The sequence below is a fragment of the Pelagibius sp. 7325 genome (assembly GCF_037652055.1).
Taxonomy (GTDB): Bacteria; Pseudomonadota; Alphaproteobacteria; order Kiloniellales; family Kiloniellaceae; genus Pelagibius.
In genome coordinates, this window is sequence record NZ_JBBKAH010000002.1 from 893243 (window position 1) to 905782 (window position 12540).

Here is a 12540-nt window from a genome sequence, read left to right on the forward strand (position 1 = left end):
CTGCGCCATGCTGGTCATCGGTCTTACCGGCTCCATCGGCATGGGCAAGTCGACCGCGGCGGCCACGCTGCAGCGCCTCGGCCTGCCCGTCCACGACGCCGATGCCGCGGTGCACCGCCTGATGGAGCGCGGCGGCGCGGCGGTGGCGGCCGTCTCGGCAGCTTTTCCGGGTGTCGAGCGGGACGGGGCGATCGACCGCGGCCTCCTGGGTGCCAAGGTGCTGGACGACGATGCCGCCATGAAGCGGCTGGAGGGGATACTGCACCCCCTGGTGCGTGCCGAGGCACGGCGCTTCCTCGCTCAGCAGGCCCGGCTGCGCCGCCCGCTGGCGGTGCTCGACATCCCACTGCTGTTCGAGACTGGCGGGGACAAACTGTGCGACGCCGTAATCGTGGTCTCGGCGCCGCCCTTCATCCAGCGCGCCCGGGTGATGCGGCGGCACGGCATGACGGAGGCGAAATTCCAGGCGATCCTCGCCCGCCAGATGCCCGATGAAGAGAAACGTCGGCGCGCTGACTTCGTGGTGCAAACCGGCCTCAACAAGGCCCATAGCTTGCGCCAGCTGGTCGGTATCGTCAGACTGCTGAAGCAGCAAAACGCGGCGAAAAGGAAGCATTGATGCGCGAGATCGTTCTCGACACGGAAACCACCGGCCTGGATCCCGCCGCCGGTCACCGCATCGTCGAGGTCGCCGGGCTGGAATTGCTGCACCACATGCCGACCGGGCGCACCTTCCGAGAATACATCAATCCCGAGCGCGACATGCCGCCGGAGGCCGAGCGCATCCACGGCCTCAGCGAGACATTCCTGAAGGACAAGCCGCTGTTCCGCCAGATCGCGCCGGCTTTTCTCGACTTCATCGGCGACGCCAAGCTGGTGATCCACAATGCCGCCTTCGATATGAAGTTTCTCAACGCCGAACTTCGCCAGGCGGGGCACGACATCCTGGCGTTGGACCGCGCGATCGACACCGTGATGCTGGCACGCGAGCGCTTCCCCGGCGCCCAGGTGAGCCTGGATGCGCTCTGCCGGCGCTTCGAGATCGACAACTCCTCACGCACCTTTCACGGCGCGCTGCTGGACTGCGAGCTGCTGGCGGAGGTCTATCTGGAACTGCGCGGCGGGCGCCAGCCTGGCCTGGTGCTGGAAAGCCAGCGCAACAGGGCGCGGGCAGCGGTCCTCGCCCCGGCGGCGAACCGGGCTGTAAAGCCGCCGCGCCCGCATGCGCCCACTCCGGCGGAAGAGGCGGCTCACGCGGCGATGCTGGATAAGCTGTCGGACCCTCTTTGGCTGGCGTGATGCCAGCCGGCTAAGTCACGCCTGGCCCGCGGTATCCTCGACCCGGGCCTTGCGGCTGAGGTAGAGCTGGGCGAAGTCGATCGGGCTCATCATCAGGGGCGGGAAACCGCCGTCGCGGGTGTCGTCGGCCAGGATCGCGCGGGCGAAGGGAAAGAGGTGGCGCGGTACCTCGACCATGACCAGGCGCTCGCGCATTTCCTCGCTCACGCCCGGCGCCAGGCTCACCACCGCAGCGTAGTCCAGCTCGGACATGAAGGCGGTGGTCTCGCCGATCTTGGCGGAAGCCTTCAAGCCCAGCACCACCTCGTAGACCCCGTCCTGCAGCTGGGTCGGCGTGACCTCGACGCTCACGTTAAGGTCCGGCTTCTCCGTCCGCATGGTGCCGTAGATGCTCGGCGCGTTGGGGTTCTCGAAGGAGTGGTCCTTCACGTACTGCGTGTTGATGGTCAGCGGCGGCTGTGCGGCTTCTTCGGCCATATCCGGTTCCTTCGTGTCACGGGCCCTCTCACGGGGCCGGCTTGGCTATCATGGATCGCCCAGGGTGACAACGGGCGAGAGGACGGGACGGGCCCCAGGACTGCCCCCAGGACTGCCCCCAGGACTGCCCGATCAATAGGCCGGTACCGCCGCTTCCTTCAGCGGGTCGAAGCGCAGGGCGACGCCATTGCCGACCGCCTGGCCCGTCAGGCCGCGGATGAAGCCCCAGTGGCTGACCACCAACAGACCGTCCCAGCCCTCGGCCGCCAGCTGGGCCGCGCGGAAACTGCGGCAGCGTTCGGCCAGGGCCTCTTCGCTCTCTTCCGTTTCCGGCCACCAGCGTTCCGGCAATTCGCCGAAGCCGAAGGCCGGCCAGCGCTTGCTCAGATCGCTGCGGTGGCTGCCGATGTCGCAGACGTAAGAGTAGCGTTCGCGCACCAAGGGATCGATCGTCACCGGCAGGCCCAGGGCCTCGGCGATGATCTCGGCCGTGTGCAACGTGCGCCAATAGGGGCTGGCGATGATGCGCCGCACGCCGCAGTCGGCGAGGCGCTCACCGGCCTCGCGCGCCTGGCGCTCGCCCTCCTCGGTCAGCTGCGGATCGCGGATCCCCGGGTCGATGCGGGTCTTGGCGAAGTGGACGTTGAAGTGGGACTGCCCGTGGCGCACCAGGATCATGGGCCGATCCGCCGCCGCGGCGTCCCGTCCTGGTCGTCCCCATCCTGGCTGTCGTTCTTGCCGTTGCCGTCGATTTCCTCGAAATCGCCCTCGATCACCGTGCCGCGCCTGTTTCCGGGCCGCCGATCGGGACTGCGCGGGTCGATCTCGACCCCGTCGACGAAGACGCGCGCCTGGCCCTTGGCGGCCTTGGTCGCCACGTGGCGGGCGATCATCAGGCGCAGCAGCTCGCGAAAGGGCGGCAGAAACAGCAGCAGCCCAAGGGCGTCGGTGACGAAGCCGGGCACCAGCAGCAGGGCGCCGGCCAGTACCAGGCAGACCCCCTCGAACATCTCACGCGCCGGTAGCTGGCCCTGGTCCATCTGGATCCGCGCCCGGTTCAGCGCCGCGAGGCCCTGGGCGCGCAGCAGCAGGGAGCCTGCCAGCGCCGTGGCGACGGTCAGGGCGATGGTCGGCCACACGCCGATGGCGCCGCCGACCTCGATGAATACGGCGATCTCCAGCAGCGGCAGGCCGATGAAGACCAGCGCCAGCAGAATCAGGGCCATGCTTGCTCTTTCCTTACCAATTACCTACATAATGCCTATCACCCGGCGGCAAGGCCAGCCGGGCACCCATTGTCCTGGCCGGCGGGCCGCAAATCCGCCGAAGTGCGCCTCAACGATTGTGAACGGATGAGCGACGCCTCCTTCATAGAAATAGTCATTCTGGCTGCGGTCGCAGCTTTTTTTATCTTCAAGCTCCGTTCGGTGCTGGGGAAGCGGACCGGTCATGAGGACCGCTCGGACTTCGATCCCTTCAAGCAGGCCGAGGAGAACGGCAAGGACGCGGCGCGGCGCGGCGACGACAAGGTGATCCGCCTTCCCGACCGCGGCCAAGGGCGCGAAGAGGCGCACGAGGGCGAAGATGCCCGCCTGGAGGAAAGCGAGATCCTCGCGGAAACCCCCGAAGGCACCGAGGAGGCCGCCGACACCCCGCTGGCCGCCGCGCTTACCCAGATCAAGCTCGCCGACCGCGGCTTCGATAAGGATCAATTCCTCGGCGGCGCCCGTGCCGCCTTCGAAATGATCATCGGCGCCTTCGCCGCCGGCGACGCCAAGGCCCTGCGACCGTTGCTCGCCAACGACGTCTACGACGACTTCTCCGGTGCCATCAAGGAGCGCGAGGACAAGAAGGAGGCCCTGGAGACCACGCTGATCGGCATCACTTCGGCGGAGATCATCGAGGCCGAGATGCGCCAGAAGACAGCCTTCGTCACCATTAAATTCGTCTCCGAGCAGGTGAACGTCACCCGTGACGCCGAGGGCCGCATCGTTGACGGCGATCCCAATCACGTCGCCAAGGTCACCGACATCTGGACCTTCGCCCGCAACACCCGCAGCCGCGACCCCAACTGGGCGCTGGTTGCCACCCGCAGCCCCAATTGAGCCCTGCCCGATGGGCCGCATCGGGATCGTGACCCGCTCTTGGGGGATGAGGGTTACCGGGTTGTGGCTGGCCGGCTTCCTGGCCGCCTGCGGTGGCGAAGCGCCGAAGGAAACGCCGCCGGAACCGAAAGCCGAAGCCCCGCTCGAAAAACCGGCTGAGAAGCCGGCCCTGCTGCTGGAAGCGGTCGCCTTCGCCGATCTGCCGGGCTGGAGCGACGACGACGTCAGCGCCGCGCTGCCGGCGCTCAGGCGCTCCTGCGGGCGCTTGAGCGGCCAGCCGGACGACCGTCCCCTCGGCCCGGACGCCCTGGCCGGCACGGTGGCCGACTGGCGCCAGCCTTGCGCCGACCTGGCCGCGGTACCCGAGGGCGATGATGCGGCGCTGCGCACCCTGCTGGACCAGGACTTCCAGCCCTTTGCCGTCTCCGATGCGGGCGAGACCGAGGGTCTTTTCACCGGTTATTACGAAGCCGAACTGAAAGCGGCGGCGCCGACCGCGCCGGGGGCGACACCGCTCTATCGCGTGCCCGATGACCTGGTCACCGTCGATCTCGCTCTCTTCCGCGCCGACCTGCGCGGCGAAAAGCTGATCGGCCGCGTCGCGGGCAACCAGTTGGTGCCTTACCTGACGCGCAAGGAGATCGACGCCGGCGCCCTGCAGGACCGCGGGCTCGAACTTGCCTGGGCCGCCGATCCGGTCGACGCCTTCTTCCTCCACGTGCAAGGCTCCGGGCGCGTCATCTTCCCCGACGGCCGGGTGCAGCGGGTCGGGTTCGCCGGCTCAAACGGGCATCCCTTCTATGCCATCGGCCGCGCCCTCATCGACGAGGGCATCATTGACCGCAAGAGCGCCTCGATGCAGCAGATCCGCGACTGGCTGCGCGCCAATCCGGAACGGGCCGCGGAAATCATGCAACGCAACGCCCGCTACATCTTCTTCCGGCCCATTGACGGGGAAGGTCCTATCGGCGCCCAGGGCGTGGCGCTGACGCCCGGCCGCAGCCTTGCGGTGGACTCCTCGCTCTTGCCGCTCGGCGTGCCGCTGTGGCTCGACACCACTTGGCCGGCAACGGACAAGCCGCTGCGCCGCCTCATGGTGGCCCAGGACGTCGGCAGCGCGATCAAAGGCGCCGTGCGCGGCGACTTCTTCTGGGGCTCCGGGGAGCCGGCGTTGGAACAGGCCGGCCGCATGAAGCAGAGCGGCCGCTATTACCTCTTCTTGCCCAAGGCCGTCGCCGAGCGCCGCGGGACGGCGAACTGAGGCGATCGGCCATCTCGTCGTTCGCGGCCTGCCCCGGCTTGCATTTCGAAATTGGTAATACCATTATCGCCCCAATGAAAATCGGGAGGATCATCCATGGCTGACGCACCCTCGGCTGCAGGGCGTCCGCGCGTCGGGCTTTTCGTGACCTGTCTGGTCGACATGATGCGACCTACGGTGGGCTTTGCCGCGGTGAAGCTGCTGGAGGATGCCGGCTGCACGGTCGAGGTGCCCACGGCACAGACTTGCTGCGGCCAGCCGGCCTACAACTCCGGCGATCGGGCGGACAGCCGCAGCCTGGCTGCGCAGACCATCCAGGCCTTCGAAGGCTTCGACTACGTGGTGGCGCCCTCGGGTTCCTGTGCGGCTATGATAAAAAAGCATTATCCGACGCTCTTCGATACCGATCCGGCAATGAAGGCACAGGCAGAAGACCTCGCGGCGCGCACTTACGAACTCGTTTCCTTCCTCACCGACGTCCGCGGCATGACCGCGGTCGAGTCCCGCTTCGCGGGTAAGGTCACCTATCATGATTCCTGCTCCGGCCTGCGTGAACTCGGCGTCGAGGCGCAGCCGCGCCGGTTGCTCGCCACGGTGCCGGGCGTCGCGCTGACGGAAATGACGGAGCACGACGTCTGCTGCGGCTTCGGCGGCACCTTCTGCGTGAAGTACGCCGACATCTCCAACAAGATCGTGACGGCCAAGACCGACCATATCCTCGCCACCGGCGCCGACACGCTGCTGGCCGGCGATCTCGGCTGTCTCATGAACATGGTCGGCAAGCTGCAGCGCCGCGGTTCGCACATGCAGGTGCGCCACGTCGCCGAGGTGCTGGCCGACATGACCGACCAGCCGGCCATCGGCGAATCACCCGACGAAGCGAAGCGGCGCTATAACGCCCAGGGCCGGGGGGCCTGAGCCGATGCAGAGCACCTCGCACGCCTTCAAGGACAACGCCCGCGCCGCCCTGGCGAACCAGACGCTGCAGAAGGCGATGAAGCACGTGAAGACCGGCTTCATCGACAAGCGCGCCAAGGCGCGTTCGAAGTTGCCGGAATTCGACGATCTGCGCGATGCCTCACGCGACATCAAGAACCACACCCTGGCGAACCTCGACTACTACCTGGAGCGCTACGAGGAGAAGGTGATCGCCAGCGGCGGCCAGGTGCACTGGGCGCCGACCGCCGAGGACGCGGTGAAGGCCGTCCTCGAGATCTGCAAGCGTGTCGACGCCCGCGTGGTGACCAAGGGCAAGTCGATGATCTCCGAAGAGATCGCGCTGAACCAGGCGATGGAAGAGGCCGGCCTCGACGTGGTGGAAACCGACCTTGGCGAATACATCATCCAGCTGAGGAAGGAGCCGCCGAGCCACATCATCGCGCCGGCGGTTCACCTGACCAAGGAGCAGGTCGAGGCCGACTTTCGCCACCATCACCGCGAACTGCCGTCCGAGCGCAGTCTCAGCGAGCCGGTGCAGCTGGTCGCCGAGGCGCGCCAGATGCTGCGCCGCCGCTTCCTCGAGGCCGACGTCGGCATCACCGGCGCGAACTTCCTGATCGCGGAGACCGGCACCTCGATCATCGTCACCAACGAGGGCAACGGCGACCTGACTCAGACTCTGCCGCGGGTGCACATCGTGGTCGCCAGCCTGGAGAAAGTGGTCCCGAACCTGGAAGATGTCTCCACCATCCTGCGCGTGCTGGCGCGCTCGGCAACGGGGCAGGAGTTTTCTTCCTACACCACCTTCTCGACCGGGCCGCGCCGCGCCGAGGACCTCGACGGGCCGGAGGAGTACCACGTCATCCTCCTCGACAACGGACGCTCCAACATGCTGGGCGGCGAGTTTCAGGACATGTTGCGCTGCATCCGCTGCGGCGCCTGCATGAACCACTGCCCGGTCTATCACGCGGTCGGTGGCCACGCCTACGGCTGGGTTTACCCAGGCCCCATGGGCGCCGTGCTGACGCCCAACCTGATCGGTGTCGACGAGGCCGGGCACCTGCCCAACGCATCGACCTTCTGCGGGCGCTGTGAGTCGGTCTGCCCGATGCGCATTCCCCTGCCGAAGATGATGCGCCACTGGCGCGAGCGTGAGTTCGAGCGTCATCTGTCGCCGCCGGCGGTGCGCTACGGCCTAGCCCTCTGGGCCTTCTTCGCCAAGCGGCCGAAGCTCTATCACCTCTTCACCGGCCTGCAAGCCAGGCTGCTGGGCCATTTCGGCCGGGCCCAGGGCCGCTTCGATGCTCTGCCGCTGGCGCGCGGCTGGACAAAGCACCGCGACTTTCCGGCACCGGAGGGCAAGACCTTCCAGCAGCTCTGGGCCGAAAAGCAGAAGGGGGCTGTGCGCCGATGAGCTCCGCGAAACAGCAGATCCTCGGCTCGCTGCGCCGCTCCCTGCGCCGTCCGGAACCCAGCGCCGAGGAAAAGGCCGTGCTGGAGGCCCGCCTGCACAGCCCGCAGCGCAACCTCGTCCCGCAGCGCGCGCAGCTTCCGCATGCCGAGCAACTCGATCTCATGGAGACGATGCTGAAGGAACTTTCGGCCACGGTGGTGCGCCTCGACGGCGAGGCGGCGGTGCCCGCCGCTGTGGCGGACTACCTGAAGGGCGAGAACCTGCCGCCCAAGGTCCGCATGGCGCCGCGCGACGACCTGCGCCGCCTGCCGTGGGAGGCCCAGCCTCTGCTGGAGGTGGAAGAAGGCATTGCTGAGGCCGAGGACGCCACCTCGGTCACCGGCGCCTTCGCGGGTATCGCCGAGACCGGCACCGTGATGATGGCGTCGGGGCCCGAGGCGCCGGTCACCCTTAACTTCCTGCCGGAAAATCACGTGGTGGTGCTGCGCGCCTCCCAGGTCGTCGGCAGCTACGAGGATGCCTTCCAGCGCCTGCGCGCCGTGGTCGGACAGGGCCGGATGCCGCGCGCGGTGAACATGATCACCGGCCCCTCGCGCACCGGCGACATCGAGCAGACCATCCTGCTGGGCGCCCACGGTCCGCGCCGCCTGCACGTACTGCTGGTCGACGATACGGCTGGCGACACGGCCGCCGACACCGCGGCGGGCTGAAGTTCGGGGATCGGCGCGGCGTGACCGGCAGACGCAAAACTCCGCGCCCCAATCGACAAGGGGGTCTGTCGGCAGAAGACCGCCGCCTCTGGCAGCATGTCGCCCAGCAGGCCAAGCCGCTGACCGGGCGCGACCGCCTGCATTCCAAAATGGTCGAACTGCTGCAGCAGGAGATGGCGGCGGACGCCCAGGCGCAGAAGACCGGGAGTCCGGCACCGAAACGCCGCGCTGCCAAGGCGGCGCTGCCGCGTCCAACGCCGGTCGGTCCGCCGGCACCGCAGCCTGCTCCCCTCAGCCATGGCAGCCGCGACGGCCTCGACCGCCGCAACGCCGAACGCCTCAGCCGCGGCAAGCTGCCGATCGAAGCGACATTGGACCTGCACGGCCTGCGACAGGCCGAGGCGCACCGCCGCCTCGAGGCCTTCCTCGCCGACTGCCAGGGGGCCGGCAAACGCTGCGTCCTGGTGGTCACCGGCAAGGGCTTGCACAAGGAAGAAGGCGGCGTGCTGCGCTCTGCCGTGCCGCGCTGGCTGAACGAAATGCCGAACCGGCCGCGGGTCCTCTCTTTCGACTACGCCCAGCAGAAGCACGGCGGCACCGGCGCGCTTTACGTCCTGCTGCGCCGCCGGCGCTGAAGACGAGCGCCGCGCGTCCCAAGACTCAAACATAAACGGGGAATCGCCTTCCGTTCCGGAAGGCGCTAAACTTTGATCCGGTTATGTGCCTGAAGACCCCGGCCCGTCTGGGTGAAAGCGAGGATCCGCCTTGCCGCAGCTCAAAGGCTCCTGTCACTGCGGTGCCGTTCGCTTCTCCGTGTTCTCACGCGCAGCGGCGCCTTACATGCGTTGCTACTGCTCGATCTGCCGCAAGACGGCAGGCGGCGGCGGCTATGCCATCAACCTCTCCGGTGATGCCGCGACCCTGAAGGTCGAGGGCGCCGAGCACGTCAGCGTCTACCACGCGCGCGGCCCGGCAGAGGATCCCAAGGGCGTCAGCCCCGGCAAGCGGCACTTCTGCAGGCACTGCGGCTCGGCGCTCTACGTATCCGATCCGCGCTGGCCTGAGCTGGTGCATCCCTTTGCCTCGGCGATCGACACGACCCTGAGCCCGCCGCCGGAGTCGGTTTTCATCATGCTGGACTCCAAGGCGTCTTGGGTGAAGCTGCCGGCCGACGCCAAGCGCACCAACTGCTACGCCGAATATCCTGAGGACTCCCTCGCCGACTGGCATCGCGCGCACGGCCTCTACGACGACTCGGAGCCCGCATGACCCCTTTCGGCGAGAAGCTGCGGGCGATCCGCGCGGCGCGCGGCCTGGCACTGAAGGACATGGCGGCGGGCCTGCAGGTGTCGCCGGCCTACCTCTCGGCCATGGAGCACGGCCGCCGCGGCAAGCCCAGCCGCCGCTTCGTCCACCGGGTGTGCCAGTTCCTCGGCATCATCTGGGATGAGGCGGAGGAACTGCAGCGTCTCGCCGATCTCTCCCATCCGCGCGTGGTGGTGGACACCGCCGGCCTCAGCGTGAAGGCGACGCTCTTTGCCAACCTGCTGGCCGACCGCATCGCCGGCCTGGAGGAGGCGCAGCTCGACCGCCTGCTGCGCGAGCTCGACGGCGCGCCCCAGGCGGGTGCCGCCGACGGCCCGGCCGGCAAATGAGCTTCGGGAATGAGAGTCGGGCGATGAGGTTCCGGTCATGAACCGGCAGGGAGACATCGGCGAGATCGCCGAGCCACAACTGCGCGACCTTTACCTGTACTGGGACGGCAAGCGCGATGGCCGCCCCTATCCGGCGCGCAGCGACATCGACCCGGCTGAGATCAAGAAGCTGCTGCCCTTTGTCATGCTGGTCGACGTGCTCGCAGAGGGGCGGCATTTTCGCTTCCGCCTGATCGGCACCGACGTCGCTCTCGGCGTCAATCCCACCGGCAAGCTGCAGCACGAGGCACTGCCGGAAGGCATCTACCGCGACCACATCTCGGCGCTGTTTCGGCGCGGCGCGGCAGGGCCGGGTGCGCTGTACAGCCGCAGCAGCTACGGCTACACGCAGATCGAAGGACCGCGCAGCGTCAGCCGCCTGTTCATGCCGCTTTCCCTCGACGGCAAGTCTGTCGACATGATGCTGATCGGCCAGACGGCCGACCGCCAGGGGCCGGGCGGCCCCTCCACCTGGCTGGCCAACCCGCCGACGGTCACCGAAGAGCTGGAAATCCGCCTGCCGTAGAGCGGACTCCGAGCTTCTCTACAGAATGAATCTGGAGAGGTCGGCGTCCTTGGCCAGGGTGCCGACGCGCTGGCGCACCATCTCGGCGTCGATGGTGATCGTCTCGCCGCCGCGGTCGGTGGCGGTGAAGGAGATTTCCTCCAGCAGCTTTTCCAGCACGGTGTGAAGGCGTCGCGCGCCGATGTTCTCGACCGAGGCGTTGATCTCGGCGGAAAGGTCGGCCAGGGCGTCGATCGCGGCGGGATCGAACTCCAGCGTCACCTCTTCGGTCTCCATCAGCGCCTTGTACTGGCGGATCAGGCTGTTCTCCGGCTCGGTGAGGATGCGCCTGAAGTCGTCACGGGTCAGCGCGTCCAGTTCGACGCGGATCGGCAGGCGGCCCTGCAGCTCGGCCAGCATGTCCGAGGGCTTGGCCATGTGGAAGGCGCCCGAGGCGATGAACAGCACGTGGTCGGTACGCACCGGCCCGTGCTTGGTCGCCACCGTGGTACCCTCGATGAGCGGCAGCAGGTCGCGCTGCACGCCCTCGCGCGAGACGTCGGCGCCGCCGCGCTCGGAGCGCGCGGTGATCTTGTCGATCTCGTCCAGGAAGACGATGCCGCTCTGCTCGACCGCGGTGATCGCCGCGGCAACCACGGCCTCTTCGTCCAACAGCTTGTCGCTCTCCTCGGCGATCAGCACCTCATAGGAGTCGGAGACGGTCATGCGGCGCTTCTTGGTGCGCCCGCCCATCGCTTTGCCGAAGATGTCGCCCAGGTTCAGCATGCCCATGGAAGCGCCCGGCATGCCGGGAATTTCCATGGTCGGCAGCTGCATGCCGCCGCTGTCCTGCACCTCGACCTCGATTTCCTTGTCGTCCAGCTCGCCCTGCCGGAGGCGGACGCGGAATTTCTGACGCGTGTCGGCGCTGGCGGCGGCTCCCACCAGGGCGTCCAGCACGCGTTCCTCGGCGTGCAGTTCGGCCTGCGCCTTCACCTGCTGGCGCAAGCGCTCGCGGGTCATGTGGATCGCTACCTCGGTGAGGTCGCGGACGATCTGCTCCACATCGCGGCCGACGTAGCCGACCTCGGTGAACTTGGTGGCCTCGACTTTGATGAAGGGCGCCTGTGCCAGCTTAGCCAGGCGGCGGGCGATCTCGGTCTTGCCGACACCGGTCGGCCCGATCATCAGGATGTTCTTCGGCAGCACCTCCTCGCGCAGCTCCTCGGGCAGCTGCTGGCGGCGCCAGCGGTTGCGCAGGGCGATGGCGACGGCGCGCTTGGCGTCGTTCTGGCCGATGATGAATCGATCCAGCTCCGAAACGATCTCGCGCGGACTGAAGAATGACGCCGTGCTCTCGGCAGCAGCGGCGGCCCTGGGCTTGGTGGTCTGGTCCATGGTGATCCCCCTGCCTCAGTCCGCGCCGGACGCCGCGGCGCCCGGGGCTTTGCTGGACGGCAGGCTTTCGACGATGACGTTCTGGTTGGTGTAGATGCAGATGTCGCCGGCGATCCTCATCGCCTTGCGGGCGATCGCCTCGGCATCGAGACCGTCGATGTCGATGAGCGCGCGCGCGGCCGACAAGGCGAAAGAGCCGCCGGAACCGATGCCGATGAGGCCGTCCTCCGGCTCCAGCACGTCGCCGGTACCGGTCAGCACCAGCGAGGTGGTGCCGTCGGCCACCGCCATCATGGCTTCCAGGCGCCGGAGGTAGCGGTCGGTGCGCCAGTCCTTGGCCAGTTCGACGCAGGCCCGGGTCAGCTGCTGAGGATAGGTCTCGAGCTTGGCTTCCAGGCGCTCGAAGAGGGTGAAGGCATCGGCCGTCGCCCCGGCGAAGCCGGCGATGACATTGCCCTTGCCCAAGGGGCGCACCTTGCGCGCGTTGGACTTCATTACCGTGTTGCCGAAGCTGACCTGGCCGTCTCCGGCAACCACCACCCGGTCGCCCTTGCGGACCGAGAGGATCGTGGTGCCGTGCCACTGCTGGGGGGAACCCTGGGGGGAATTGTCTGACATGGACTGTCAGATGGGCGAAAGCGGCGGCCGGGTCAAGGCGGATTTCCGGCCGGAGGCTCCCGCAAAGACCCTGAAACGCCGGGAATCCGGCGGGTGTCATCGGCGCTGGCGTCTGTTCCC

At 67.8% G+C, this 12540-nt stretch carries 16 protein-coding genes; 11 read left to right on the plus strand and 5 right to left on the minus strand.

The window, feature by feature from the left end; translation table 11 throughout:
• Positions 1-7 precede the first annotated feature (7 nt).
• A complete protein-coding gene (gene coaE, locus WDC82_RS06155; RefSeq protein ID WP_340116375.1) occupies positions 8-619 on the plus strand; it encodes a dephospho-CoA kinase in 612 nt (203 codons plus the stop codon).
• On the plus strand, positions 619-1299 hold the full coding sequence (gene dnaQ, locus WDC82_RS06160; RefSeq protein ID WP_340116376.1) for a DNA polymerase III subunit epsilon: 681 nt from the start codon (positions 619-621) through the stop codon (positions 1297-1299). Before coaE ends, dnaQ begins: the two co-directional genes overlap by 1 nt.
• A gap of 15 nt (positions 1300-1314) precedes the next feature.
• On the opposite strand, the gene secB is transcribed toward dnaQ, so the two are convergent.
• The 3 genes from secB to WDC82_RS06175 all read right to left on the minus strand — a co-directional run bounded on the left by secB (position 1315) and on the right by WDC82_RS06175 (position 3002).
• Entirely contained in the window at positions 1315-1776 is a 462-nt protein-coding gene (gene secB, locus WDC82_RS06165) for a protein-export chaperone SecB (protein ID WP_340116377.1), read from the minus strand.
• Between the two features lie 132 nt (positions 1777-1908).
• Positions 1909-2454, minus strand: coding sequence for a histidine phosphatase family protein (locus WDC82_RS06170; RefSeq protein ID WP_340116378.1), 546 nt, complete (start codon positions 2452-2454; stop codon positions 1909-1911).
• A complete protein-coding gene (locus WDC82_RS06175) occupies positions 2451-3002 on the minus strand; it encodes an FxsA family protein (RefSeq protein WP_340116379.1) in 552 nt (183 codons plus the stop codon). Before WDC82_RS06175 ends, WDC82_RS06170 begins: the two co-directional genes overlap by 4 nt.
• Before the next feature lie 126 nt (positions 3003-3128).
• Here WDC82_RS06175 and WDC82_RS06180 point away from each other — a divergent pair, with 126 nt between their 5' ends.
• The 9 genes from WDC82_RS06180 to WDC82_RS06220 all read left to right on the plus strand — a co-directional run bounded on the left by WDC82_RS06180 (position 3129) and on the right by WDC82_RS06220 (position 10425).
• Positions 3129-3881, plus strand: a complete 753-nt coding sequence (locus WDC82_RS06180) for a Tim44/TimA family putative adaptor protein (RefSeq protein WP_340116380.1) — start codon at positions 3129-3131, stop codon at positions 3879-3881.
• A gap of 28 nt (positions 3882-3909) precedes the next feature.
• The gene (locus tag WDC82_RS06185; RefSeq protein WP_340116381.1) at positions 3910-5142 is read left to right on the plus strand and encodes an MltA domain-containing protein; all 1233 of its coding nucleotides are present in this window, start codon (positions 3910-3912) and stop codon (positions 5140-5142) included.
• Positions 5143-5238: 96 nt separating this feature from the next.
• On the plus strand, positions 5239-6060 hold the full coding sequence (locus WDC82_RS06190; protein WP_340116382.1) for a (Fe-S)-binding protein: 822 nt from the start codon (positions 5239-5241) through the stop codon (positions 6058-6060).
• Between the two features lie 4 nt (positions 6061-6064).
• The gene (locus WDC82_RS06195; RefSeq protein ID WP_340116383.1) at positions 6065-7495 is read left to right on the plus strand and encodes a LutB/LldF family L-lactate oxidation iron-sulfur protein; all 1431 of its coding nucleotides are present in this window, start codon (positions 6065-6067) and stop codon (positions 7493-7495) included.
• Positions 7492-8205: a lactate utilization protein gene (locus tag WDC82_RS06200; protein ID WP_340116384.1), complete on the plus strand. Its 714-nt coding sequence runs from the start codon at positions 7492-7494 to the stop codon at positions 8203-8205. The genes WDC82_RS06195 and WDC82_RS06200 overlap by 4 nt, the downstream gene beginning before the upstream one ends.
• Positions 8206-8225: 20 nt before the next feature.
• Complete coding sequence (locus WDC82_RS06205) at positions 8226-8840, plus strand: Smr/MutS family protein (protein ID WP_340116385.1); 615 nt, start codon at positions 8226-8228, stop codon at positions 8838-8840.
• 130 nt (positions 8841-8970) lie between these two features.
• Positions 8971-9474 (plus strand): GFA family protein, encoded by a 504-nt coding sequence (locus WDC82_RS06210; RefSeq protein WP_340116386.1) that lies wholly within the window; start codon positions 8971-8973, stop codon positions 9472-9474.
• Entirely contained in the window at positions 9471-9860 is a 390-nt protein-coding gene (locus WDC82_RS06215) for a helix-turn-helix domain-containing protein (RefSeq protein WP_340116387.1), read from the plus strand. Before WDC82_RS06210 ends, WDC82_RS06215 begins: the two co-directional genes overlap by 4 nt.
• A 37-nt stretch (positions 9861-9897) precedes the next feature.
• Positions 9898-10425: a PAS domain-containing protein gene (locus WDC82_RS06220; protein WP_340116388.1), complete on the plus strand. Its 528-nt coding sequence runs from the start codon at positions 9898-9900 to the stop codon at positions 10423-10425.
• 18 nt (positions 10426-10443) lie between these two features.
• On the opposite strand, the gene hslU is transcribed toward WDC82_RS06220, so the two are convergent.
• Together hslU and hslV are read right to left on the minus strand one after the other, a co-directional pair.
• On the minus strand, positions 10444-11802 hold the full coding sequence (gene hslU, locus WDC82_RS06225; RefSeq protein ID WP_340116389.1) for an ATP-dependent protease ATPase subunit HslU: 1359 nt from the start codon (positions 11800-11802) through the stop codon (positions 10444-10446).
• 15 nt (positions 11803-11817) lie between these two features.
• Complete coding sequence (gene hslV, locus WDC82_RS06230; protein ID WP_340116390.1) at positions 11818-12420, minus strand: ATP-dependent protease subunit HslV; 603 nt, start codon at positions 12418-12420, stop codon at positions 11818-11820.
• Positions 12421-12540: the final 120 nt, after the last annotated feature.